The sequence below is a fragment of the Stenotrophomonas sp. SRS1 genome (assembly GCF_026130205.1).
GTDB lineage: Bacteria > Pseudomonadota > Gammaproteobacteria > Xanthomonadales > Xanthomonadaceae > Stenotrophomonas > Stenotrophomonas rhizophila_B.
Genome location: NZ_JAINFD010000001.1, coordinates 1,066,075 through 1,090,148 on the forward strand (window position 1 = coordinate 1,066,075; position 24,074 = coordinate 1,090,148).

Annotated in this window: 25 protein-coding genes and 1 tRNA gene; 18 read left to right on the top strand and 8 right to left on the bottom strand. The window is 67.4% G+C overall.

The window, feature by feature from the left end:
- Window positions 1-82 precede the first annotated feature (82 nt).
- The 3 genes from K4043_RS04690 to K4043_RS04700 form a co-directional block, all read right to left on the bottom strand.
- Window positions 83-1,120 (bottom strand): LacI family DNA-binding transcriptional regulator, encoded by a 1,038-nt coding sequence (locus K4043_RS04690; RefSeq protein WP_123730754.1) that lies wholly within the window; start codon window positions 1,118-1,120, stop codon window positions 83-85.
- Between the two features lie 148 nt (window positions 1,121-1,268).
- On the bottom strand, window positions 1,269-1,538 hold the full coding sequence (locus K4043_RS04695) for a BolA family protein (protein WP_265308356.1): 270 nt from the start codon (window positions 1,536-1,538) through the stop codon (window positions 1,269-1,271).
- Window positions 1,535-1,834: a YciI family protein gene (locus tag K4043_RS04700; protein ID WP_019182875.1), complete on the bottom strand. Its 300-nt coding sequence runs from the start codon at window positions 1,832-1,834 to the stop codon at window positions 1,535-1,537. Before K4043_RS04700 ends, K4043_RS04695 begins: the two co-directional genes overlap by 4 nt.
- A 344-nt stretch (window positions 1,835-2,178) precedes the next feature.
- Here K4043_RS04700 and K4043_RS04705 point away from each other — a divergent pair, with 344 nt between their 5' ends.
- Genes K4043_RS04705 through K4043_RS04715 form a run of 3 tightly spaced genes read left to right on the top strand, consistent with a single transcriptional unit; the run spans window position 2,179 to window position 5,902 of the window.
- Window positions 2,179-3,084 (top strand): ScpA family protein, encoded by a 906-nt coding sequence (locus tag K4043_RS04705; RefSeq protein WP_123730752.1) that lies wholly within the window; start codon window positions 2,179-2,181, stop codon window positions 3,082-3,084.
- Between the two features lie 15 nt (window positions 3,085-3,099).
- Window positions 3,100-4,101: an SMC-Scp complex subunit ScpB gene (gene scpB, locus K4043_RS04710; protein WP_265308357.1), complete on the top strand. Its 1,002-nt coding sequence runs from the start codon at window positions 3,100-3,102 to the stop codon at window positions 4,099-4,101.
- The gene (locus K4043_RS04715) at window positions 4,094-5,902 is read left to right on the top strand and encodes a pseudouridine synthase (RefSeq protein ID WP_265308358.1); all 1,809 of its coding nucleotides are present in this window, start codon (window positions 4,094-4,096) and stop codon (window positions 5,900-5,902) included. Before scpB ends, K4043_RS04715 begins: the two co-directional genes overlap by 8 nt.
- A gap of 159 nt (window positions 5,903-6,061) precedes the next feature.
- Here the strand turns inward: K4043_RS04715 and K4043_RS04720 are convergent, their stop codons facing one another.
- The 3 genes from K4043_RS04720 to K4043_RS04730 form a co-directional block, all read right to left on the bottom strand.
- A complete protein-coding gene (locus tag K4043_RS04720; protein ID WP_123730749.1) occupies window positions 6,062-6,496 on the bottom strand; it encodes a hypothetical protein in 435 nt (144 codons plus the stop codon).
- A gap of 100 nt (window positions 6,497-6,596) precedes the next feature.
- Window positions 6,597-7,403, bottom strand: a complete 807-nt coding sequence (locus tag K4043_RS04725) for an amidohydrolase (protein ID WP_265308551.1) — start codon at window positions 7,401-7,403, stop codon at window positions 6,597-6,599.
- 17 nt (window positions 7,404-7,420) lie between these two features.
- On the bottom strand, window positions 7,421-8,569 hold the full coding sequence (locus tag K4043_RS04730; protein ID WP_265308359.1) for a pyridoxal phosphate-dependent aminotransferase: 1,149 nt from the start codon (window positions 8,567-8,569) through the stop codon (window positions 7,421-7,423).
- 102 nt (window positions 8,570-8,671) lie between these two features.
- Between K4043_RS04730 and ccmA the strand changes: the two genes are divergently transcribed.
- The 11 genes from ccmA to K4043_RS04785 all read left to right on the top strand — a co-directional run bounded on the left by ccmA (window position 8,672) and on the right by K4043_RS04785 (window position 17,329).
- Entirely contained in the window at window positions 8,672-9,301 is a 630-nt protein-coding gene (gene ccmA / locus K4043_RS04735) for a heme ABC exporter ATP-binding protein CcmA (RefSeq protein WP_123730747.1), read from the top strand.
- Window positions 9,298-9,993 (top strand): heme exporter protein CcmB, encoded by a 696-nt coding sequence (gene ccmB, locus K4043_RS04740; RefSeq protein ID WP_259261531.1) that lies wholly within the window; start codon window positions 9,298-9,300, stop codon window positions 9,991-9,993. Before ccmA ends, ccmB begins: the two co-directional genes overlap by 4 nt.
- A gap of 123 nt (window positions 9,994-10,116) precedes the next feature.
- Window positions 10,117-10,881 (top strand): heme ABC transporter permease CcmC, encoded by a 765-nt coding sequence (gene ccmC, locus K4043_RS04745; RefSeq protein WP_265308360.1) that lies wholly within the window; start codon window positions 10,117-10,119, stop codon window positions 10,879-10,881.
- Window positions 10,878-11,063, top strand: a complete 186-nt coding sequence (locus tag K4043_RS04750; RefSeq protein ID WP_123730744.1) for a heme exporter protein CcmD — start codon at window positions 10,878-10,880, stop codon at window positions 11,061-11,063. The genes ccmC and K4043_RS04750 overlap by 4 nt, the downstream gene beginning before the upstream one ends.
- Complete coding sequence (gene ccmE / locus K4043_RS04755) at window positions 11,060-11,521, top strand: cytochrome c maturation protein CcmE (RefSeq protein ID WP_123730743.1); 462 nt, start codon at window positions 11,060-11,062, stop codon at window positions 11,519-11,521. Before K4043_RS04750 ends, ccmE begins: the two co-directional genes overlap by 4 nt.
- Window positions 11,522-13,435, top strand: a complete 1,914-nt coding sequence (locus K4043_RS04760) for a heme lyase CcmF/NrfE family subunit (RefSeq protein WP_265308361.1) — start codon at window positions 11,522-11,524, stop codon at window positions 13,433-13,435.
- 9 nt (window positions 13,436-13,444) lie between these two features.
- On the top strand, window positions 13,445-14,056 hold the full coding sequence (locus K4043_RS04765; RefSeq protein ID WP_265308362.1) for a DsbE family thiol:disulfide interchange protein: 612 nt from the start codon (window positions 13,445-13,447) through the stop codon (window positions 14,054-14,056).
- A gap of 64 nt (window positions 14,057-14,120) precedes the next feature.
- A complete protein-coding gene (locus K4043_RS04770; RefSeq protein WP_265308552.1) occupies window positions 14,121-14,507 on the top strand; it encodes a cytochrome c-type biogenesis protein in 387 nt (128 codons plus the stop codon).
- Window positions 14,504-15,517, top strand: coding sequence for a tetratricopeptide repeat protein (locus K4043_RS04775; protein ID WP_265308363.1), 1,014 nt, complete (start codon window positions 14,504-14,506; stop codon window positions 15,515-15,517). The genes K4043_RS04770 and K4043_RS04775 overlap by 4 nt, the downstream gene beginning before the upstream one ends.
- A 73-nt stretch (window positions 15,518-15,590) precedes the next feature.
- Window positions 15,591-16,703 (top strand): homoserine O-acetyltransferase, encoded by a 1,113-nt coding sequence (locus K4043_RS04780; protein ID WP_265308364.1) that lies wholly within the window; start codon window positions 15,591-15,593, stop codon window positions 16,701-16,703.
- A gap of 8 nt (window positions 16,704-16,711) precedes the next feature.
- Window positions 16,712-17,329, top strand: a complete 618-nt coding sequence (locus K4043_RS04785; RefSeq protein ID WP_265308365.1) for a cold shock and DUF1294 domain-containing protein — start codon at window positions 16,712-16,714, stop codon at window positions 17,327-17,329.
- 30 nt (window positions 17,330-17,359) lie between these two features.
- Here the strand turns inward: K4043_RS04785 and cydC are convergent, their stop codons facing one another.
- Both cydC and cydD read right to left on the bottom strand, forming a co-directional pair.
- Window positions 17,360-19,033 (bottom strand): thiol reductant ABC exporter subunit CydC, encoded by a 1,674-nt coding sequence (gene cydC / locus K4043_RS04790; protein WP_265308366.1) that lies wholly within the window; start codon window positions 19,031-19,033, stop codon window positions 17,360-17,362.
- The gene (cydD, locus tag K4043_RS04795; protein WP_265308367.1) at window positions 19,030-20,760 is read right to left on the bottom strand and encodes a thiol reductant ABC exporter subunit CydD; all 1,731 of its coding nucleotides are present in this window, start codon (window positions 20,758-20,760) and stop codon (window positions 19,030-19,032) included. The genes cydC and cydD overlap by 4 nt, the downstream gene beginning before the upstream one ends.
- Window positions 20,761-20,986: 226 nt before the next feature.
- Between cydD and K4043_RS04800 the strand changes: the two genes are divergently transcribed.
- The 4 genes from K4043_RS04800 (at window position 20,987) to K4043_RS04815 (ending at window position 24,015) form a co-directional block, all read left to right on the top strand.
- Window positions 20,987-22,576: a cytochrome ubiquinol oxidase subunit I gene (locus K4043_RS04800; protein WP_123730734.1), complete on the top strand. Its 1,590-nt coding sequence runs from the start codon at window positions 20,987-20,989 to the stop codon at window positions 22,574-22,576.
- Window positions 22,577-22,591: 15 nt separating this feature from the next.
- Entirely contained in the window at window positions 22,592-23,746 is a 1,155-nt protein-coding gene (gene cydB / locus K4043_RS04805; RefSeq protein ID WP_121038151.1) for a cytochrome d ubiquinol oxidase subunit II, read from the top strand.
- A 30-nt stretch (window positions 23,747-23,776) separates the two neighbouring features.
- Window positions 23,777-23,890: a cytochrome bd-I oxidase subunit CydX gene (gene cydX, locus K4043_RS04810; protein WP_019182852.1), complete on the top strand. Its 114-nt coding sequence runs from the start codon at window positions 23,777-23,779 to the stop codon at window positions 23,888-23,890.
- A 48-nt stretch (window positions 23,891-23,938) separates the two neighbouring features.
- Window positions 23,939-24,015: transfer RNA gene (locus K4043_RS04815), tRNA-Pro, on the top strand.
- The last annotated feature ends 59 nt before the right edge of the window (window positions 24,016-24,074 follow it).

The following is a 24,074-nucleotide window of genomic DNA, read 5'->3' on the forward strand; positions in this document are numbered from 1 at the left end:
CCGGGTGGTGGTGGCCGTCTTTGCGGCCCCTGTCGTTTTATGTACTGCGTTGTTTTAAGGCGTCATGACCAACGGTCGTGACCTACGGCTCGTTTCTGGGCTTGCTTGAATCACGCACGATCAGGGTTGGCACGAGCGTCTGCTTGTCACCCTCCCCTTCCGTGTTCTTGCCATCCATCAACTGCAACAGGCGCGTCGCGGCCTTATCGCCGAGGTCGGCGATACTCACCTGCATCGTTGTCAACGATGGGTGAACGAAACGTGCCAGCGGAATGTCATCGAAACCCGCCAAGGCGACATCGGTCGGCACACGGACACCTGCCTGCGCGAACGCATACAGACACCCCAGCGCCATCATGTCGTTGGCGGCGAACACCGCATCGGGCAGCGTGCCGGCTGCCAGCAACTCCTGTCCGGCGCGATGGCCGGAAGCTTCGTCAAAGTCACCGGGCAACTCGATACCTTGGGCAGCATCGCCGAAGGCCGCCAGCGCATCGCGGAATCCGCGCAGGCGCTCACGGGCGTCGTAGTTGAGGTCCGGACCGGAAATGAAGGCGATGCGCCGATGCCCGACGTCCAGCAGGTGGCGGGTCATGGTCATCGCACCGGCATGGTCATCGATGCTCAGCACCGGATGATCCTGCTCGGGCAGATAGGTATTGATCAGCACCGTGGGCAACGACTGCGGCAGGTTGTCGGTGAGGAAACCCGGGCTCTCTGCATACGGTGAGAGCACCAGCAACCCATCGACACGACCGCGCATGGCACGCAGGGCCGCGCCCTGCTGCTCCTGGTCACCGTGGTAACTGGACACGAGCAGATGCTGGCGACGCTCGCGGGCGACCCCATCGATGCCGCGCATCAGTTCGGAGAAGAATTCGCCATAGAGATCGGGCAACACCACGCCAATGGTGTTGGTCCGTCGGCTGCTCAGGCTCCTGGCCGCTGCATGCGGGGTGTAGCGCAGACGCGCCGCCACCTCCAGCACCAGCTTGCGCACGGGCTCGGCAACATTTTCATGGCCATTGAGTGCGCGCGAGACCGTGGCAACAGAGACACGGGCTTCACGGGCGACATCTTTGATAGTGATCGCTGCCTTGTTCACTTCGCCGCCCTCCACGGCTTAGAGATCTGGGCTTGGCGCGGAATGTAAGCGTTTTCAAACCCGGATGTAAACACCACGTTAGTCTCCTGTCGTACGGCGGTAACCAAAAGCTGTCCATGGGCGACCCGTTCGGGACTGACCAGGACAAGGCGGGACAAGGGTTTCAGCGGTTTTTGACCGGTGTCTCGGCGCGAATGGACAACGCGTGGATATCGGTCTCCATCATGGCGCCCAAGGCCGCATAGACGGCCCGATGGCGCGCCAATGGGAGCTTTCCTTCGAACGCTGCGCTGACCACGTGCACCTTGAAGTGCCCCCGGCCGTCACGCGCGCCCTCATGGCCGGCGTGGCGGTGGCTGTCGTCCTTGACCTCCAGCAGCTCCGGATCCAGCGCCTGCTGCAGTGCCTGGCGGATGCGCTCGACCCGGTTCATGGCAGCACCTTGCGGAACGGACGCACCTGGACGCGCACGTAGACGCCCGCCTCTACATAAGGATCGGCGGCGGCCCAGTCCTGGGCGTGGGTCAGCGAATCGAACGCGGCGATCACCACGCTGCCGCTGAAGCCGGCCGGGCCGGGATCCTCACTGTCGATGGCCGGGCACGGGCCGGCCAGCAGCAGCCGTCCTTCGTCCTGCAGGGCCTGCAGCCGGGCCAGATGGGCTGGGCGCGACGCCAGACGGGCGGCCAGCACATCGGTGCCGTCATAGCCTTCAATCACATACCACACGGGCAACTCCGAGGTCTTGTTGAATCAATCCCGGGCATTCTAGCGGGGCCGGCTGGACACTGGCGCGGCAACCCCGTAGTCTTATGTCCATTGCACGTGGCTGGACGCAGCGCCCCGTCGGCAACCGGCTCCACCGCCGACCGACGACCGATCCACTGCCCCACACCAGCACACGTAGACGACCTCCCCGTAGTTCTGTCGCTGCCCGTCGCGGCGCGCCTTGCTGTTTGAAGTGTGGAATCGCGCCGACCCAGGCGTGTCATGGCTTGCCATCCTGCCGCCCGGCTGTTCCGGACGCTGGCGTGGTGCGGCGACCGGTCCGTTGCAATACTGACGTCTATTTGATGACTGCCGAACTCGCGCTCGACGCGAACCCGCCAACCCGAGTGCCCGCCCCACAGCAGCAGGAAATGCCGCTGGCCGTGGTGCATGGACAACCGGTCCTGCAGATTCCGCAGGACCTGTATATTCCGCCGGACGCACTGGAAGTCATCCTGGATGCCTTCGAGGGTCCACTGGACCTGCTGCTGTACCTGATCCGCCGGCAGAACCTGGACATCCTGGATATCCCGGTCGCCGAGATCACCCGTCAGTACGTCGAATACATCAACGTCATGCAGGAGCTGCGCTTCGAACTGGCGGCCGAGTACCTGGTGATGGCGGCGATCCTGGCCGAAGTGAAGTCGCGGATGCTGCTGCCGCGGCCGCCCAGCGTGGAGGGCGAGGAAGCCGATCCGCGCGCCGAGCTGGTCCGCCGGCTGCAGGAGTACGAACGTTTCAAGCAGGCCGCCGAGGACATCGACAGCCTGCCCCGCCAGGACCGCGATACCACCGTGGTCCATGCCTTCGTCCCCGACCGCGCGGCCGTCAAGCTGCCGCCGCCGGTGGATCTGAAGGAAATGCTGATGGCACTGCACGACGTGCTCAAGCGCGCCGAGCTGTTCACCGGCCACGCGATCAAACGCGAGGCGCTGAGCGTGCGCCAACGGATGGGCGACGTGCTGGGCCGTCTGGAAGATGGCAGGTTCTACCGGTTTGAAACGCTGTTCACCGCCGAAGAAGGCAAGCTGGGGGTGCTGGTCACCTTCCTGGCCCTGCTGGAACTGGCCAAGGAACAGCTGCTGGACATCGTCCAGGAAGCTCCGCTGGCGCCGATCTACGTCAAGTCCCTGGCCGCCGGCAACACCAACGAACCGCTGCAGTTCAACAGCGAGTTCGACGACGCCGACGCCGCCAACGAATCCGACTGAGTACCCGACCCACGCATGGATCAAGCACTGATCAACCGTATTGTCGAAGGCGCCCTGCTGGCGGCCAGTGAGCCGTTGGCGCTGGCGCAGCTGCAGGGCCTGTTCCCGGAAGAGGAACCGGCACCGCCGGGCAGCATCGAACGCGCGCTGGAGCTGCTGCGCGAGGGCTGCCACGACCGTGGTGTCGAACTGGTCGAAGTGGCCTCCGGCTTCCGCTTCCAGGTCACCAGTGAAGTGCATGGCTACATCACCCGGCTGTGGACCGAACGCAAGACCCGCTACACCCGTGCCACGCTGGAAACGCTGGCGCTGATCGCCTACCGCCAGCCGATCACCCGCGGCGAGATCGAACAGGTCCGCGGCGTCGCGGTCAGCAGCAACATCATCCAGGCCCTGGAAGAACGCGAATGGATCCGCGTGATCGGCCACCGCGACGTGCCCGGCAAACCGGCGTTGTTCGGGACCACCAAGGGCTTCCTGGATTATTTCGGGCTCAAGCGCCTGGACGAACTGCCGCCGCTGTCCGAGCTGCGCGACCTGGGTGAGCTGGAACCGCAGCTGCCGCTGGACAACGAAGGCCAACCGGCCGGTCGCCTGGCCGCAGGCGCTGCGACACCGGATGCCGAGCCGGACAGTGACGCCGCCAAGGACGACACGCCCCTGGCGCCGGCCGAGCCCGCCGGCCCGGCGGACCCGGGCGCAGCCCGGCTGGCCGCCCGTGTGGCGCTGGCCTCGGCGCGGCTGGCGGAGCAACCGGCAGATACGGACAATAGCGAGGCCTCCGCGGATGCGGGCGCCTCCGACACCCCATCCCATGCGCCGTTGTCGCTTGCCGACGACGACGCGGATACGACCGCCAGCGATGGCGAACCCGATACCGCGCCGGGAGAGCGCGCGGCGCCCCAGAACGAAACCGAAAACAACGCCGTCGCGAAGACGACCGTGGCTGTTGACGAAGCCGATCCCGAACCAGAGGCCGACGCACCCGTTGCCGGCCGGAGCCAAGTAAATGAGTGACACCCCCCGCAAGCCGTCGTTGAACAAGCTTTCGCTCAAGCGCGAATCCGCCTCCGAACAGCCCAAGCTCGAAGAGCGCCTGCACAAAGTGCTGGCGCAGGCCGGCCTGGGTTCGCGCCGCGCGCTGGAACAGCGCATCGCCGATGGCCTGGTCAAGGTCAACGGCGAGGTCGCGCAGACCGGCCAGTCGATCAAGAGCGGCGACAAAGTCGAACTGGACGGCCGTGGCTTCGTTGCCACCGCGCTGACCGAAACTTCCCGCGTGCTGGCCTACAACAAGCCGGAAGGCGAAGTGACCACGCGTGAAGATCCCGAAGGTCGCCCGACCGTGTTCGAAGCGCTGCCTGCCCTCAAGGGCGCGCGCTGGATCGCGATCGGCCGCCTGGACATCAACACCACCGGCCTGCTGCTGGCGACCACCGATGGTGAGCTGGCCAACGCGATGATGCATCCCTCCTACGAGGTCGAACGCGAGTACGTGGTGCGCGTGCGCGCCCCGGAAGGCGAAGAGAAAGTGCCGGACAACATCGTCGACCGCCTCGCCCGTGGCGTCGCGCTGGAAGACGGCCCGGCCAAGTTCGACGAGATCGAACGCATCGGCGGCACCGATTCGCATGACTGGTTCCGCGTGGTCGTCAAGGAAGGCCGCAACCGCGAAGTCCGCCGCCTGTGGGAATCGCAGGGCTGCCAGGTCAGCCGCCTGAAGCGTACGCGCTACGGCAAGGTCAGCCTCCCGCGCGAACTGCTGCGTGGCCAGTCGGTCGAACTGCCGGCCAAGCAGGTTGAAGCGCTGCGCGCCGAACTGAAGCTGGAAGAAGGCGCCCCGTCGGCGCTGACCCTGCAGCCGGTGATCGGCCAGCGCCGCGCCGCCAAGACCACCGTCCGCGTCTCGCGCGACGGCGGCCGGAGCAACGCTTACGTCAACGGCCACAACTCGGCCGATGAAGGCCGCGAGCTGCGTCGTTTCGACAACGTGCGCGAAGAGCGCGGTCGTGGCCGCGGCGGCAAGGGCGGCGGCTTCAAGGGTGGCCTGACGGTCAGCGGCGAAGCAGCGGCCAAGCAGTCGCAGCGCCCGTTCAAGGCGCGCCCGGACAAGGGCAACCGGGCGCTTCCGGACGGCAACCCGGCTGCGTTCCGCAGCTGGTACGTGCCGGACGGCGTCAGCACCGGCCCGAGCGGTCACCGCAATGCCGGCCCGGGCGCAGCCCGTGGTCCCGGCGCGCGTGGTCCGGGTGCCGGCGCAGGTGCGGGCGGCCAGGGCCGTCCGTACGGCAAGCCGAAGGGTCCGGGTGGCGCAGGCGGCCCGGGTCGCGGCAGCTACGGCGGCGGTGCTGAAGGTCGTGGCGGTTATGCCGGCGGTGGCGAAAGCCGCGGCGGCTACGGTGGCCAGGGTCGTCCTGCCGGTCCGGGTGGCGGTGGCGGTGGCAACCGCGGCGCCCAGGGTGGCCAGGGGCCGTCCCGCCATCCGTACGGTCATCCGGGCAATGCTCCGAGCTTCCCGTCCGATCACGCCAATCCAGGGTCCAGCCCGTACGGCAGCGCGCGTCCGGCGGGTAACCGCGGTCCGGGTGGTCCGGGTGGCAACCGTGGCCCGGGTGGTCCCGGCGCACGGGGTCCGGGTGGCGCCAATGCGCGCGGCCCCGGCGGTCCCGGTGGCAACCGTGGTCCGGGTGGTCCGGGCGGCAATCGCGGCCCGGGTGGCCCCGGCGGTCGTGGTCCCGGCGGCCCGGGCGGTCGCCCGGGTGGCAGCCGTGGTCCAGGTGGCGGCGGTCACCGTGGTGGCGGCCCGCGCGGCGGCTGATCACTGATACGCTGAGATCAAAAAACCCCGGCTTCGGCCGGGGTTTTTTGTTGAGTCGGCGCGGGCGGCGATCAACCCGGTTCGGTAGAGCCACCCCATGGATGGCTGCGCTTCATGCCGGATGGGCCTTTCAGCCACGCATGGCGTAGTCCTACCCCCTCAACGGCGTTCGATGGTGAACCGCCCCACGCCCACGCCCAGATCCCAGCCCTTTCCGGTTCCGGCCAAGGCAAGCGATACATCGCCCTTGGTCATCACCTGCGCATTGCTGGATTTGTCCGCGCCGGCGTGCGCCTCAACGGCCGCATAGGATCCGATCAGGTCGTTGACCGAGTAGGCACCGGAGAACTTGCCCTTGCCGTCGACGATCTTCGACTTGCCCACGGTGAGGCCGCCGCCCTTGGCGGTGATCTTGACCGGGATGCGGGTGCCGTTGTCGCACTGGATGGTGCCGGTACCCGAGGCGGTTTTGTACAGCACCGACCAGCCGGCCAGGTTGTAGTGCAGCTCGCAATCAATGTTGCCGGCGGCCTGCGCGGCCGGGACGGCCGAGATGCCGGCCAGTGCGATCAATGCCAGGGAGAACTTCTTCATGCAGGTCCGCTCGTACTGAAGGGGTAACGAGCCGAATCTAGCAGCGGGCGCGTGTGGCGCGGATGATGCGCATCGCGCGCATCCGGCATCCGTTCAGCCGTCAGCTGCGTTCCTGCAGGCTGAAGCTGTCCGCATCGAGCATCGCCGGGAAGCGCGCGCGGTGCGCGGCCAGAGCCGCTGCCGAGAGGGTGGTGGTGACCACCTGCTCGCGCTCGCGTACTTCCACCTGCGGCTGACCCAGGAAATCGATCACCGCACTGTCGCCCGCGTAATGCAGCGCGTTGCCGTCCACACCGATCCGGTTCACCGCCGCCACATAGCAGAGGTTCTCGATCGCGCGTGCGCGCAGCAGCGTCTTCCACGCATAGGCGCGTGCCGACGGCCAGTTGGCCACGAAAATCTGCAGATCGAAATCCAGCTGGTCGGCGCGCTCGACGTTGTAGCGGTTGCGGCAGAACACCGGGAAACGCAGGTCGTAGCAGACCTGCGGATTGATCCGCCAACCCTTCCACTCCACGCTCAGGCGCTCGCGGCCAGCGGCATAGCGTTCGTGCTCGCCGCCGTAACGGAACAGGTGGCGCTTGTCGTAGTACTGCAGCTCGCCCTCCGGTGTGGCCCACAGCAAGCGGTTGTAGACGCCCTCGCCCACCCGCAGCTGCACGCTGCCGGTGACCGCCGCGCCCAGCCGCACAGCCTGCTCGCGGATCCAGGCGACGGTGGGGCCGTCCATGCCCTCGGCCTTGTCGATGGCATCGTTGGAGAAGCCACTGGTGAAGGTCTCCGGCAGGATCACCAGATCGGTCTGCCCGGCCAGCGGCGCCAGCAGCGCACCGTAATGCGCGCGATTGCCCGCCGGGTCGTGCCAGCGGGTGTCACCCTGGATCAGGGAAACGCGCAGATCCTGCAGCTCGGTCACAGCACTCATCACAGTGCCCGCAGGCGTTCGATCGCCGCGTCCATCGTGGCGTCGTTCTTGGCAAAGCACAGGCGGACCAGGCGCTGGCCGACCGGCGCGGTCTCATAGAACGGCGACAGCGGGATCGCCGCCACGCCCTTCTCGATGGTCAGCCATTTCACGAATTCGTGGTCCGGCAGATCGCTGACGGCCGAGTAATCCACCAACTGGAAGTAGCCTCCCGGCACCGGCAGCGGTGTCAGCCGCGTGGTCAGCAGCTGCTCGCGGAAGCGGTCGCGCTTGGCCTGGTAGAACGCGCCCAGGTCCAGATGGTGTTCTGGATCGTCGCGGATCATCGCGGCAAAGCCGTACTGGGCCGGGCCGAAGCTGGTGAAGGTGTTGTACTGATGCACTTTGCGGAACTCGGCGGTCATCGCAGGCGGCGCGATGGCATACCCGATCTTCCAGCCGGTGCAGTGGTAGGTCTTGCCGAAGCTGGAAATCACGAACGCGCGCTCGCGCAGTTCCGGATGGCGCAGCGAGGATTCGTGGCGGCGGCCATCGTAGATGATGTGCTCGTACACCTCATCGGAAATCAGGTAGATGTCGGTGCCCCGCAACACATCGGCCAGCGCCTGCATGTCGTCGGCGCCAAGCATCGCGCCGGACGGGTTGTGCGGCGTATTGACCATCAGCAGCCGGGTACGCGGTGTGATCGCGGCACGCACGCGGTCCCAGTCGACCGCGAAAGTCTGCGGGTCCAGCGGCACGTGCACGGCACGCGCGCCGGCCAGGTCGATCGCCGGCTCGTAGCAGTCGTAGGCCGGGTCGAGCACGATCACGTCCTCGCCGGGACGGACCACGGCGTGGATGGCGTTGAAGATCGCCTCGGTGGCACCGCTGGTGACCGTGATCTCGGTATCCGGATCCACCTGGGCGCCGTACAGATCCAGCGACTTCTGCGCGATGGCCTGGCGCAGCAGCGCCACGCCGGTCATCGGCGGGTATTGATTCAGACCGCCCTGCATCGCGGCGATGGTTTCATCGATCAGCCGCTGCGGTGCGGAGAAATCCGGGAACCCCTGGCCAAGGTTGACCGCCCCGTGTTCGGCGGCGAGCTGGGACATCACGGTGAAGATGGTGGTGCCCACCTTGGGCAGCTTGGTTTGCGGTTGCATCGGCAGCAGGGAAAGAACCGGGGGAACTCCCAGTGTACGCAAATCATCCAGCCCGTTCCCCCGATACAATGGCGGCCCATTCCGGTGCAAAGATCCCGCCCCTTGAACGCCCCTCCGTTGCTGGCCGCGCATGGCCTTGGCTTCAGTCGCAACGACGAACCCGTCTTCGGCCCGCTGGACCTGCACGTGGATGCCGGCGAAGCCCTGCTGGTGCAGGGTGACAACGGTGCCGGCAAGACCACCCTGCTGCGGGTGCTGGCCGGCCTGCTGCGCGCCGACAGCGGCCAGGTGGAGATCGATGGCAAGCGTGCCGGGCACAAGGAACGCGCGAACTACGTGGCCTACCTGAGCCACCTGCCCGCGCTGAAGCAGGACCTGGACACGCTGGAGAACCTGCATTTCCTGTGCGGCCTGCACGGCCGCCGCGCCCGCCAGATGCCCGGAAACGCGCTGGCCATCGTCGGCCTGGCCGGGTATGAGGATACCCTGGTGCGGCAACTGTCGGCCGGGCAGAAGCGCCGCCTGGCGCTGGCCCGCATCTGGCTCTCGCCCGCGCCGCTGTGGCTGCTCGACGAGCCCTACGCCAATCTGGATCTGGACGGCATCAACCTGGTGAACCGCATGATTTCCGCGCATCTGCGCAGCGGCGGCGCCGCTCTGGTCACCACCCATGGCGCCTATTCCGCCCCGCCGGTGCGCACGCGCCTGCTGACCCTGGGAGCGGCGGCATGATCGCGCCGGGGACGGAACCGGGCCTGTGGCAGACCGCACGGGCGCTGGTCGCCCGCGACATGCGCCTGCTCTGGCGCCGCCGTGGGGATGCGCTGCAGCCCGTGCTGTTCGCCCTGCTGGTGGTCGTGCTGTTCGCATTGGCACTGGGCCGTGATCCGGAGGCCATGGCGCGGGTGGCGGCAGCCGTGATGTGGCTGGCGGTGCTGCTGGCCGGTCAGCTGGCGATGGATTCGCTGTTCCGCAGCGATGCCGAAGATGGCTCGCTGGAGCAATGGTTGCTCGCCCCCGTCCCGTTGGCCTGGCTGGTGCTGGTGCGGGTACTGGTGCACTGGCTCACCACCGCGCTGCCGCTGATCGTGATGTCGCCGCTGTTGGCGGAAATGCTGCATCTGCCGCATGACCAGCTGCCGATGTTGCTGGCATCGTTGCTGCTGGGAACGCCCTTGCTGAGCCTGATCGGCGGGGTGGTCGCCGCGCTGACGGTCGGCATCCGGCGCTCTGGTATTCTCGTGGCGCTGCTGGCCCTGCCGCTGTATGTGCCGGTGCTGGTGTTCGGTGCGGGCAGTGTGGCGGCGGTCGCCCGCGGCCAGGATCCGATCGGTGCGCTGCTGATGCTGGGCGCCGGGCTGGTGGTGGCGCTGGTGCTGGCCCCGCTGGCGACGGCCGCGGCGATCCGTATCTCGCTGAGTTGAGCGGTATGGCGTACTGTCGGAGGCGTGCGCTGCGTTGTGAGCGTCACCTGCATCCGCGTCATCCGTTGCCGAGCCACTCCACGTCCGTTCCATCGTCGCCCTTCGTTGGATAGCCACTGCCGCATGCACCCGATCGTCCGCTGGTTCCACCAACTCGGTTCGCCGCCCACCTTCGACCGCTTTGCCGCGCGCTGGTCGCGCGTGTTCTACCTGGCGGCGGTGCCGGTGCTGCTGGTCGGCATCTGGCAGGCGCTGGCAGTGGTGCCGGCCGATTCCAAGCAGCTGGACAGCTTCCGCATTCTCTACATCCACGTGCCCAGCGCGTGGATGAGCCTGTTCGTGTTCGCGTTGATGGCGCTGTACGCGGCGATCGCGCTGATCTGGCGGATCAAGACCTGCGAAATCCTGGCGATGGCCTGCGCCCCGCTCGGCGCCGGCTTCACCCTGATCACCCTGCTCACCGGCAGCATCTGGGGCAAGCCGACCTGGGGCACCTGGTGGGACTGGGACCCGCGCATGACCACCGAGCTGATCCTGCTGCTCCTTTACCTGGGCGTGATCGGCCTGTATTACGCCATCGAGGACCGTCGCAGCGCCGCGCGCGCGGCCGGCCTGCTGGCCATCGTCGGGGTAAGCCTGCTGCCGGTGATCCGCTATTCCGTGGAATGGTGGGGCAGCCTGCACCAGGGCCAGACCATCCGCCTGTTCGGCGAATCCACGCTGGATGCCAGCATGGCGCTGCCGCTGTGGCTGATGGTGATCGGGACCAAGCTGTGGTTCGCCGGCTCGCTGCTGGCCAAGGCCCGCGCCGACAACCTGCTGCGCGAGGCCGGCAAGGCCTGGGTCACCGCCGGCATCCGTGCACCGCTGGAGGACCGCCGCCCATGACCCACCTGCCCTATGTGATTGCCGCCTACGCGGTGTTCGTGCTGGTGCTGGGCAGCGATGCCATCGGCTCCTGGCTGCGCCTGCGCTGGGCGCGCCGCCTGGCGGTCCGCCGCCAGCAGCGCCAACAGGCCCGTGCGGCGGCCGGCAGCGCGCCGCCGCTGGCGCCGGAGCTGACCCGATGAATCCGGTCCGGCGTCGCCGCCTGCTCTGGGTGATGCTGCTGGTGCTGGCCTCCGGCCTGGCCACCGCGCTGGTCGCGATGGCCCTGCAACGCAATATCGCCTATCTCTATACCCCGTCCGAAGTGCTGCGCGGCGATGCCGGCGATCACGCCCGGTTCCGCCTGGGCGGCATGGTGGTCAAAGGCTCGCTGCAACGTGCGCCCGGCTCGCTGGATGCGCACTTCGTGGTCACCGACGGTGACGCGACCCTGCCGGTGATCACTTCGCGGATCCTGCCGGACCTGTTCGCCGAGGGCACCGCCGTGGTCGCCACCGGCCGCCTGCAGGACGGTCGCTTTGTCGCCGAGGAAGTACTGGCCAAGCACGACGAGACCTACATGCCCAAGGAAGTGGCCGACAAGATGGGCCAGGCACACACCAAACACGATGTGCCCGTGCCGGCGCCGGAGACGTACTGAGTGCTGCCGGAACTGGGGCAGATCCTGCTGGTCACCGCGCTGTTGATGGCCGTGCTGCAGACCGTGCTGCCACTGTGGGGCGCCCATCGCGGCCGCACCACGTGGATGGCGGTGGCACGACCGGCGGCGTATGCGCAGCTCGCGCTGCTGCTGGGTGCATTCGGCGTGCTGACGGCCGCCTTCGTCACCCAGGATTTCTCGGTGCGCTATGTGGCGGAGAACTCCAACTCGCTGCTGCCACTGGCCTACCGCTACTCGGCGGTCTGGGGCGCGCATGAAGGCTCGCTGCTGCTGTGGGCGCTGGTGCTCGCGCTGTGGTGCGGCGCCGTGGCGCTGTGGTCCAAACGCCTGCCGGCCGAGGTGGCCGCCCGCGTGCTGGGTGTGCTTGGCATCATCAGCATCGGCTTCCTCGCCTTCCTGATCTTCACCTCCAACCCGTTCGCGCGGCTGATTCCGGCGCCGCTGGAAGGGCGCGACCTCAATCCGCTGCTGCAGGATCCCGGGCTGATCATCCACCCGCCGATGCTGTACATCGGGTACGTGGGTTTCTCGGTGCCCTTCGCATTCGCGATCGCCGCACTGCTGGAAGGACGCGTGGATGCGCGCTGGCTGCGCTGGACCCGGCCGTGGACCAATGTGGCCTGGGGCTTTCTGACCATCGGCATCGCGCTGGGCAGCTGGTGGGCGTATTACGAGCTGGGCTGGGGCGGTTGGTGGTTCTGGGATCCGGTCGAGAACGCCAGCTTCATGCCGTGGCTGGCCGGGGCCGCGTTGATCCATTCGCAGGCCGTCACTGAAAAACGCGGCAGCTTCGCCAGCTGGACGCTGCTGCTGGCCATCGCCGCCTTCGCGCTGTCATTGCTTGGCACGTTCCTGGTGCGCTCGGGCGTGCTGACCAGCGTGCATTCGTTCGCGGCCGATCCGTCGCGCGGCACCTTCATCCTGATTTTCCTGGCGCTGGTGATCGGCGGCGCGCTGCTGCTCTACGCGCTGCGGGCCGGCGCGCTGACCAGCGAAGATCCGCGCCGCGGCTTCCTGCCGACCTCGCGCGAGACCCTGCTGCTGGCCAACAACCTGCTGCTCGCCGCCGCCTGCGGCATGGTGCTGCTCGGCACCCTGTATCCCCTGCTGGCCGATGCACTGGGCCTGGGCAAGGTCTCGGTCGGGCCGCCCTACTTCGGCACGCTGTTCGTGGTGTTGATGGCGCCGCTGGTGGCGCTGCTGCCGTTCGGGCCGCTGGTCAACTGGCAGCGCGACCAGGCCTCGCGGCGGTTGGCGATGCTGGCACCGTGGGCGGGGCTGGCGCTGCTGCTGGGCGTGATCGCGTACTTCATGGCGCCGCAGGGCGCGTTGAAGACCGCTGCCGGCGTGACCGGTGCGGCCTGGGTCGCGTTCGGTACCGGGCGTTTCGTCTGGACCCGCCTGCGCGGCAACGGCAGGTTCACTGCCGAGATGGTCGGCATGCTGCTGGCCCATGCCGGCGTGGCCGTGTTTCTGGCCGGTGCGCTGCTGGTGGAAGCGTTGAACGTGCAGCGCGAAGTCGCGCTCGCCCCCGGGCAGTCGCTGGTGGTGGGCAGCTATGAAGTGCGCTTTGAAGGCGTGGACCATCAGCAAGGCCCCAACTACGTTGCCGACCGCGGCCACCTGCGCGTGCTCCAGCACGACCGCGAACTGGCCCTGCTGCATCCGGAAAAACGCCTGTACGCCAGTGGCGGGCAGGTAATGACCGAGGCGGGCATCCACGCCCGTCTCAACGGCGATGTTTACGTGGCACTCGGCGAATCGCTGGGCAACAATGCATGGGCCGTGCGCGTGCACATCAAACCGTTCGTCCGCTGGATCTGGCTGGGCGCGCTGCTGATGGCACTGGGTGGCTTCGTCACCGCCGCCGATCGTCGTTTCCGTCGTCCCTAGGAGTTCCTCGTGTCCGATCCCCGCCCTGCCTCCCGTCCGCTGCCGCCCGTGGCCATCGTCATCGGGGTGCTGTTCTTCTTCGGGCTGCTGGGGCTGATGATCTACGGGGTGATGAAATCCGGCGCGCCGGACCGCGACGTCCTGCCTTCTGCACTGATCGGCAAGCCGGCACCGGCCTTCGAGCTGCCGGTGCTGCACGATCCGCACATCAAGGTCAGCAGCACCGAACTGCGCGGCGCCCCCTACGTGCTCAACGTGTGGGGCAGCTGGTGCGCGGCCTGTCGCGACGAACATCCGATCCTGACCAGATTCGCCGAAACCAAGCGCGTGCGCGTGATCGGCTACAACTGGAAGGACGAGCCGGCCGATGCGCTGCGTTGGCTGGAGCAGCTGGGCAATCCGTTCGTGCTGGTGCTGAGCGACATTGAAGGCCGCACCGCGATCGACTGGGGCGTCACCGCCGCGCCGGAGACCTTCCTGATCGACGCCAGCGGCGTGGTGCGCTGGAAGTACAGCGGCGCACTCAGCCAGCGCGTCATCGATACACAGCTGATTCCGGAACTGGAAAAGGTGGAGCGTGCCCATGCCAATGCCCAGCCGCAGCTGCCCGCCTCGCCGTAACCGGAGGACCCACGGGCTCGGCGTGGCGCTGATCGCGCTGTCGCTGGCCCTGGCCTCGCCGGCGATGGCGCAGGCCGTCTCCGACCCGACCCCGTTGCAGTACCGCGATGCCGCCGAGGAAGCCCGCTTCCATGCGCTGGCCGCGGAGCTGCGCTGCGTGCAATGCCAGAACCAGTCGCTGGCCGATTCCAATGCGCAGATCGCGCACGACCTGCGCCGCGAGGTGCTGGTGCTGATGCAGCAGGGCAACAGCGACGCACAGATCAAGCAGTTCCTGGTCGACCGTTATGGCGAGTTCGTGCTGTACCGGCCACCGATGGAGGCACGCAATGCGCTGCTCTGGTTCGGGCCGCCGGTGGCACTGCTGATCGGCGCAGGCGTGCTGGTCTGGGTGGTGCGTCGGCGCAGCCGCGGGATTGAACCGATGGACAAGAGCGAGGAGCGCTGGTGAGCCTTTGGATGGCCCTGAGTGCCGCCGTGGTCGCGGCGGCCTTTGCTGCACGCGTACTGTGGCCGTTGCGTGCGGGCGGCCAGCACCGTCCCTTCGTGATTGCGATGCTGGCCCTTGGCTTGGCCGGTGGCGCGCTGTACCTGCTGGTCGGCACGCCGGGTGCCGCCGAGCGGACGGCGGCCAGTGACGAGCCTGCCACGCTGGAGGATGGCGTGCAGGCGCTGCAACAGGCGCTGGCCAAGGACCCACAGCGCGCCGATGGCTGGGCTCTGCTTGGCCGTTCGCAGCTGGCGCTGGGCAAGCTCGCCGAGGCCACGGCCGCGTTTGACCGCGCGGTGCAACTCGCCCCGGACGATCCCGGCGTGCTGGTCGAAGCAGCGCAGGCGCGCGCGCAGGCGGCACCGGGCAAACAATTCGATGACCAGGCCCTGCAATGGTTGCGTCACGCCAACACACTCGCGCCGGAGAGTGAGCGCGCCGGCTGGCTGATCGGTATTGCCCTGCGCCAGCGCGGGCAGGACGCCGAAGCGGCGGCCGCCTGGGAAGCGCTGCTGCCACGCCTGGAGCCGGGCGCGGCGCGCGCGTTGCGCGAGCAGATCGCCATCGCCCGCGGCAATGCTGGGCTGCCGCCCATGACCGAAACCTCCGTCCCTGCGGCGACGGGCAACCACGCCCTCACGGTGCAGGTCCGGTTCGCACCCGGAATAACGTTGGATCCCGCGTTGGCCAACGCGACCGTGTTCGTGATCGCGCGCGCACCCGATGGCCCGCCGATGCCGATCGCGGTGCAGAAGCATCCGGCCAGCCAGTTGCCGCTGCTGGTCACCCTTGGCGATGGCGACAGCCCGATGCCGACCAGCACGCTCTCCCAGGTGCAGGAGGTCGAGGTCATTGCGCGGCTGTCGCGTTCGGGCCTGGCCAACCGCCAGCCGGACGATCTGGAAACCACGCCGGTACGGCTGCGTCTGCCGCATGCCGGACCGGTACCACTGGTGTTTGATCGCCCATGACCGATACGCGGCCGCGACGCAGCGTGCCGCTCACCACTACGGCGCCATCGCGGCGCCCGGCTAAACTGCGCGCATGACTGAATTCATTCCCCCCGGCACCCGTTATCACGCCCTGCCCTCGCCGTTCGCGTTCAAGCGCGGCGGTGAACTGCGCGACGCGCACGTTGCCTACGAAACCTGGGGCACGCTCGCTGCCGATGCCGGCAATGCGGTGTTGATCGTCACCGGGCTCTCCCCCGATGCACATGCCGCAGCCAACGCCGACAACCCGGCCGCCGGCTGGTGGGAGGCGATGGTCGGGCCTGGCAAACCAATCGATACCGACCGCTGGTTCGTGATCTGCGTGAACTCGCTGGGCAGCTGCAAGGGCTCCACCGGGCCGGCCAGTATCGATCCGGCCACCGGCGAACTCTATGGCCTGCGCTTCCCCGAACTGTCCATCGAAGATGGCGCGCGGGCGGCGGTCGAGGTGGTGCGCGCCTTGGGCGTGACCGAGCTGGCCTGCGTGATCGGCAACTCGATGGGCGGGATGACCGCGTTGGCGCTGCTGATGCTGCACCCGGGCATCGCGCGCAGCCATATCAATATTTCCGGCAGTGCCCAGGCGCTGCCGTTCTCCATCGCGATCCGCTCGCTGCAGCGCGAGGCGATCCGGCTCGACCCACAGTGGAATGGCGGTCGCTACACCGACCAGGCCTATCCGGAATCGGGCATGCGCATGGCGCGCAAGCTCGGCGTGATCACCTACCGCTCCGCACTGGAATGGGATGGCCGCTTCGGCCGCGTACGGCTGGATTCGGACCAGGCCGATGACGATCCGTTCGGCCTGGAATTCCAGGTCGAAAGCTATCTGGAAGGCCATGCCCGCCGTTTCGTGCGCTTCTTCGATCCCAACTGCTATCTGTACCTGAGCCGCTCGATGGACTGGTTCGACCTGGCCGAATACGCCGACGGCGGCGTGATGGCCGGGCTGGCCCGTATCCAGGTGGGCAGGGCACTGGCGATCGGCGCCAACACCGACATCCTGTTCCCGGTGCAGCAGCAACAGCAGATCGCCGACGGTCTGCGCGCCGGCGGTGCCGAGGCGCAGTTCATCGGGCTGGATTCGCCGCAGGGGCACGATGCGTTCCTGGTGGATTTCGCACGGTTCGGGCCGGCGGTCAGCGGCTTTCTTTCCTCACTCTGAGTTTACCCATGCGCCTTCAAGGAAAGATCAGCGAGTGGAACGACGCGCGCGGCTTCGGCTTCGTACAGCCCAATGGCGGCGGCGAGCGATGCTTCGTGCATATCCGCGCATTCTCGGCACGCGATCGACGCCCGGTGCTGGGCGATGTGATCACCTATGACGTGCAGACCGATGCGCAGGGGCGCCGCAATGCGGTAGCGGTGCGGTTTGCGCTGGGTCGGGATGGAGGCAGGAATACGCTCGCCTCCATTACCGCGACCCCCGGCGGCAAAGACCGTCTTCCACGCAAGTTCGTCGCTGTGGTGTTCTTGATCGGCTTGGCCGCAGCTGCAGCTTGGCGGGAGTGGCCACTCTGGGTACCCATCCTGTACGTGGCCATGAGCGGCCTGACGTATCTCTGGTACTGGCACGACAAGTCAGCCGCGCAATACAAGCGGGGACGAACCCCAGAGAAGCACCTGCACATACTTGCGTTGCTGTGCGGTTGGCCTGGCGCATTGCTCGCCCAGTCCCTCCTGCGGCACAAAAACCGCAAAGCGCCATTCCAACGCGTGTTCTGGCTGACGGTCGTCATCAACGTCACGGTGCTGGCGTGGCTGTTGCATGAAGGTCTGCTACCCGGTTAGATCCACGCCACGCCTGGATGTCTTTCGTCGCTACCCTTCCAACCGTCCATCCCGCAATCGATAACTGCGATGCACGATGCCCTTGGGCAGTTCGTCGTGGGTGATCATCAACAGACTGCGATTACCCAGCGCCGCCACCATGTCCTGCAGCAATGCATGCGCGGTATCCACATCCAGGCCTTCGGTCGGTTCATCCAGCAACAGGATCGGCGCGTCACGCAGCAGCGCGCGCGCCAGCGCCAGGCGCCGCGCCTGCCCGGCTGACATGGTCGCGCCGTTTTCGCCCACCCACGCCGCCAACCCGCCGATCTGCTCGGCCCAGGCATGCAGCCGGACCTCCGTCAGCACCTGCCACAAGCGCGCGTCGCTGGCCTGTACATCGCCGAGCCGCAGGTTGTCCGCCACGGTGCCAGCGAACACCGGCGCGTTCTGCGGCAGCCAGGCGATCTGACGGTGCCAGTCGGCCTGCGCGAAACTGCGGATATCGGCATCGCCGTAACGCACGCTGCCGGCCTCCGGATCCCATAGCCGCAGCAGCAGCGAGGACAGCGTGGTCTTGCCACTGCCGCTGTCACCGCGGATCGCGATCCGTTCGCCCGGCGCGAGCTCCAGCTGCACACGGTCCAGCAACACGCGCGTCTGGCCGGGCCAACGGAACACCACCTGATCGAACCGCAGCGTCACGGGCACCGACGGTACGGCCACCGGCGCGTCGGCTTCCACCACGCCCGGCGCCTGATCCACGATGGCCTCCAGCCGCACCGCAGCGACGCGACCGGACAGCCACGATTGCCAGGCCAACCCGATGCCGGCCCACAGCTCCAGCAGTGCGACGGTCAGGAACACGAGTGCGGCCGCCAGCGCCGCATCCACACTGCCACGCTCGAAGGCATGGAGGGCCAGCCACAGCATCGCCACCAAGCCACCCGCGCCACACAGACCGTGCAGTGCGTTGCCACTGATCAGGCGCCAGCGGCGGCGCTTGTCACGCGACTTCAGCTGTTTGGCCGCCACCAGCACGCGCTGGTTCCAATGCTCGCGCGCCTGCAGTGCGGCAAGATCGGCCGCGCCTTCCAGCCCTTCGAAAGATTGGGTGCGCAGTTGCGCCCGGTGCAGCGCGCGGTCGCGCTCCTGGTCGGCCGCGCCACGCACGGTCAGCCACGGCACCCCCACCCCGATCAGCAAGGCGAGCACCGCCAGCAGAGCGGCCGCCGGCAGATAGATGATGCCGGCCGACACCACCGCCACCAGCGAGATGCCACCGAGCGCCAGCAGCGGGCCGATCGCGCGCACCAGCAGACCGTCGACCTCGCCGATATCGGACATCAGCCGCGCCAGCAGTTCACCGGTGCGTACACCGGCCAAGCGCGCCGGTGCCAGCGGCAGCGCACGACGGAAGAACCACACGCGCAGGTCACGCGCGATGCGCAGGGTGACATCGTGGCCGACCAGCTTTTCGAAATAGCGCGACACGATGCGCGCCATGGTCAGCCCGCGGATGCCCGCCGAGGGCGAGAAGAAGTTGAAGCCATTGCCGAGCCCGGCCGCGCCGGCCAGGGCGGCGGCGGTGAGGAACCCACCGGACAGCCCGAGCAAGGCGGTGCCGGCCAGCATCGTCGTCCACAGCAGCAGCACGGTCAGCAGCAGGCGGCCGCGATGCCGGGCGAACACGCCCTTCAGCGAATCGATGTGCGCGGCCTTCATGGCGTTACCTCCGAGGCCAGGCGCGCGCCGCCGGCAGTCAAGGTCAGGCGGGTATCTGCCCAGCGCATTGCAGTCTCGCTGTGCGTGGCGATCACCACGCTGCGCCCACGCGCGAAGGCGGCCAGGGTACGCAGGAGATCGGCTTCGGTATCGGGATCGAGGAAGGCGGTCGGCTCGTCGAGCAGCAGCAGCTGTGGATCGCGCAGCAGCAGCCGGGCCAGGCCGATGCGGCGCGCTTCACCACCGGACAATCCGAAGCCGCGCTCACCGATCACCGTGTCCAGCCCCTGTGGGAGTGCGGCAGCGAAGCGCATCACCTGGGCGGCCTCGGCCACGGCGCGCAGGTGCGCGTCGGTCGCGCCCGGTGCAGCCAGGCGCAGGTTGTCGGCGATCGTGCCGTGGAACAGATAGGGGCGCTGCCCGGCGTAGCCCACGTCCAACCCGGGGCGCAGCACGATGCTGCCCTCGCGCGGTGGCAACCAGCCGGCCAGCGCTTCCAGCAGCGTGCTTTTGCCACTGCCGCTGGGGCCGACCAGCGCCACGCGCTGCCCGGGCTCGATCTGGAACGAGAGCTGCTGCACCACATCGTGATGTGCACCGAGTGGACGCAGGCTCACCCCGCGTACGACCACCGGGGGGGCGTGCTGTTCGAGCAGTTCCGGAGCGCGTGCGGTGGCCGGCGATGCGTCCTCGGCCAAGGGTGCGTCCGGCAACTCGCCAAGCAGACGCTCCACTTCGGCCGCCGCGGCCAGGGCGTTGGCGCGATCGTGGTAATGCGCGGCCAAGCGCCGCAGCGGTGCATAGAACTCCGGTGCCAGCAGCAGGCAGAATATACCCACGCCCAGCGTCGGCACCTGTGCATGCAGCGACATCAGGCCGAGATAGCTCAGGCCCAGATACAGCGCGACCATGGCCACGCTGACGGACGCGAAGAACTCCAACACGGTCGAAGAGAGGAAGGCGATCCGCAGCACTTTCAAGGTGCGTTCGCGCACGCCTTCTGCCGCCCTGGCGACACCGTCCAGTTCAGCCTCGCCTCGCCCGTACAGGCGCAGCAGGCCGAGCCCCTTGATGCGATCGGCGAAGTGGCCGCTCATCCGCGCCAGTTCGCCCAGCTGCGCACGGCCGGCGGCTTCAGCGCCCCAACCGACCAGCATCATGAAGAACGGCACCAGCGGCGCGGTGAACAACAGAATCAGCGCGATCACCCAATCGGTCCAGGCCACGGCGATGGCGATCAGCAGCGGGACCACCACCACTTCGATGCGGACGGGCTGATAGCCGGAGTAATAATTCTCGATCGCATCGGCGTGGGCGAGCATCAGTTCGCCGAGTTCCCCGGTGCGTTGCTGGCGCAGCCACAGGGGCCCGCGCCCGAGCAGCCGCTGATAAACCCGTTCACGCAGCGCCAGCCGCGCCGCATCGGCGACATCACCGGCCGCTGCCTGGGTCGCACTCCCCAGCAGGGTGCGGATGCCCAGCACCGCCAGCAACCCCAGCAGCACGGGCGTAGCGTCGGCCAGCGGGCGGTGATCGACCAGCACCGCCTGGATCAACCAGGCGATGGCCGCCGCCTGCCCGATCAGCAGGGCGCCGGACAGGCAGATGCAGATCGCCGCCAGCCGCTGCTTGCCGCGGGCAGCCGCCGCCAGCCCACCCAGCCAATCCAGGCGACGGCGGCGCAGGGCGGTTGTCTCAACAATGGACGCGTCGGGGGGTATGCTCAAAACAGGTCACTGGCGGCCACAGGGAGGTTCCGTCGATTGTAGTAGGTGCTGGCCCCGCCCCCGTGCGGCCAGCGGTCGCAGGGGTGGGATGCATACGATCCCTGCGCTGGTCTGTTTGTACATTGATCTGAATCAAGGCTGTTTGAAGTTGCTGGTCACAGAATTCACCCCGTAGACCCCCCTTCCCGCCACCTGAAACGGCAAAACCCAACGAGGTAGCCAGGCCATGATTGATCAGACAGTCGTAGAACTGTCGCGGCTGCAATTCGCTCTGACCGCGATGTACCACTTCCTTTTCGTTCCCCTCACGCTTGGCTTGTCCTTCATGGTGGCCATCATGGAGAGCGTCTACGTCATGACCCGCAAACAGGTCTGGCGCCAGATGACGCTGTTCTGGGGCACGTTGTTCGGCATCAACTTCGCCATCGGCGTCGCCACCGGCATCGTGATGGAATTCCAGTTCGGCATGAACTGGTCGTATTACAGCCACTACGTGGGTGACATCTTCGGCGCACCGCTGGCGATCGAAGGCCTGATGGCGTTCTTCCTGGAAGCGACCTTCATCGGTCTGTTCTTCTTCGGCTGGAAGCGCCTGAGCCCGGTCAAGCACCTCACCGTGACCTGGCTGATGGCCCTGGGCACCAACCTCTCGGCGGTGTGGATCCTGATCGCCAACGGCTGGATGCAGAACCCGACCGGCGCGATCTTCAACCCGGAAACGATGCGCATGGAGGTGGTGGATTTCGCCGCCGTTCTGTTCAACCCGGTGGCGCAGGCCAAGTTCGTGCATACGGTCAGTGCCGGCTACGTGACCGGTGCGGTGTTCGTGATGTCGATCAGCGCCCTGTTCCTGCTGCGCAACAAGCACAAGGACATGGCACGCCGCTCCTTCGCGGTGGCGGCCGCCTTCGGCCTGCTGTCCTCGCTGTCGGTGGTGGTGCTGGGTGACGAAAGCGGTTATGCCGCCAGCGAACACCAGAAGATGAAGCTGGCCGCGATCGAAGCCATGTGGGAAACCGAGCGTGCGCCGGCCGACTTCACCGCCTTCGGCATTCCGAACCAGACCACCCAGCAGAACGATTACGCGATCAAGATCCCGTACCTGATGGGCCTGATCGCCACCCGTTCGCTGGACCAGCCGATCCCGGGCATCCTGGAACTGGTGGGGCGCGCCGAGAACCGCATTCGCGGTGGCCAGCTGGCTTACGGTGCACTGGAACGCGTGCGCAAGGACAAGAACGACGTCGAAGCGCGCGAGATGTTCGACCGCCATTGGCAGGATCTGGGCCACGGCCTGCTGCTCAAGCGTTACCGCGAGGACATCCTCAACGCCACCCCGGAAGAAATCTCCAAGGCCGCGATGGACACCGTGCCGCGGGTCGCCCCGCTGTTCTGGACCTTCCGCATCATGGCCGGGCTGGGCTTCTACCTGATCGCCTTCTTCGCGCTGGCCTTCTACTACTCGTGCCGCCACAACTTCCAGGACAAGCGCTGGTTCCTCAAGCTTGCCCTGTGGTCGCTGCCGGCGCCGTGGATCGCGATCGAATGCGGTTGGTTCGTGGCCGAGTACGGTCGCCAGCCGTGGGCGGTGGACGGCGTGCTGCCGACCTTCTACGCCGCCTCGGGCCTGGCCCTGCATGAAATCCTGACCACGCTGGCCGTGTTCACCGCGCTGTACACGGTGCTGCTGATCATCGAAGTGAAGCTGATGCTCAAGGCGATCCGCAAGGGCCCGGACGACATCCTGCCGTCGCTGCAGGCTGCAGCCACGTCCCTTTCCCCCAATGCCGCTGCGCCGACCCACGGTCGGGCGTAAGGCAGGAGAACCCAGATGGAATTCATTGGACTCGATTACACCACGCTCCGCGTGATCTGGTGGCTGCTGCTCGGCATCCTGCTGATCGCCTGGGCGGTGATGGACGGTTTCGACCTCGGCGTCGGCACGTTGCTGCCGTTCGTGGCCAGGACCGATGACGAACGCCGGCTGGTGATCAACACCGTCGGCCCGGTGTGGGAAGGCAACCAGGTGTGGCTGGTGCTCGGTGGCGGTGCGATCTTCGCCGCTTGGCCGCCGCTGTACGCGGTCAGCTTCTCCGGCTTCTACCTGGCGGTGTTCCTGATGCTGTTCGGGCTGATCCTGCGCCCGGTCGCCTTCAAGTACCGCAGCAAGATGCCCGGCAAGCGCTGGCGCGAGAACTGGGACCGTGCGCTGTTCGTCGGCGGCCTGCTGCCGGCACTGATCGCCGGCGTGGCGGTGGGCAACGTGCTGGTCGGCGTGCCGTTCCACTTCGATGACAGCATGCGCATCTTCTACACCGGCACCCTGATCGGCCTGCTCAACCCGTTCGCGCTGGTGGCCGGTCTGGTCAGCGTGGCGATGGTGGTCTCGCACGGTGCCGCGATGCTGGTGCTCAAGACCGATGGCCCGGTGGCCGAGCGCTCGGCCCGCTACGGCAGCGTCGCGGCAGTGCTGACCTTCGTGCTGTTCGCCCTGGCCGGCGTCTGGGTGGCCTTTGGCCTGCCGGGCTACCAGATCACCTCGCAGGTGGTGACCGATGGCCCGACCAACCCGCTGCTCAAGACCGCTGCCGTCGGTGCGGTGGCCGGTGGCTGGCTGCGCAACTACCAGAGCATGCCGCTGACCCTGCTGGCCCCGATCCTCGGGCTGGTGGGTGCGCTGGCCAGCGCGGTGCTGCTGCGGGCCCGCCGTGGTGGCCTGGCCTTCCTGGCCTCGGGGGCCTCGATCGCCGGCATCATCCTGACCGTCGGCTTTGCGATCTTCCCGTTCCTGCTGCCCTCCTCCAGCCAGCCGGGCTCCAGCCTGACCGTCTGGGACAGCTCCTCCAGCCACCTGACCCTGGGGATCATGCTGATCGCCACGGCCATCTTCCTGCCGATCATCATCGCCTACACCTCCTGGGTCTACCGCGTGATGAAGGGCAAGACCACGGCCGAAGAGATGGGCGACAACCCCAACGCTTACTGACGCGCCCCACGGCGCCATAGGAGACTTACCATGTGGTACTTCGCTTGGATTCTGGGTGCAGGGCTGGCTTCGGTCGTGGCCATTCTCAACGGCATGTGGTTCGAAGCCCGCGAGCAGAGCCGTACGGATCACGAAGAAGGCTAAAAAAAGGTTGCCGATCGGGTCTTCACACCGTATCCTTGTCGGCTCCTTCGGGGTGTAGCTCAGTCTGGTAGAGCGCTACGTTCGGGACGTAGAGGTCGCAGGTTCGAATCCTGTCTCCCCGACCACTTCGGTGGTCGTATTGAAGCCTGGGAACACGTTTCCAGGCTTCTTTATCAAGGGCCGT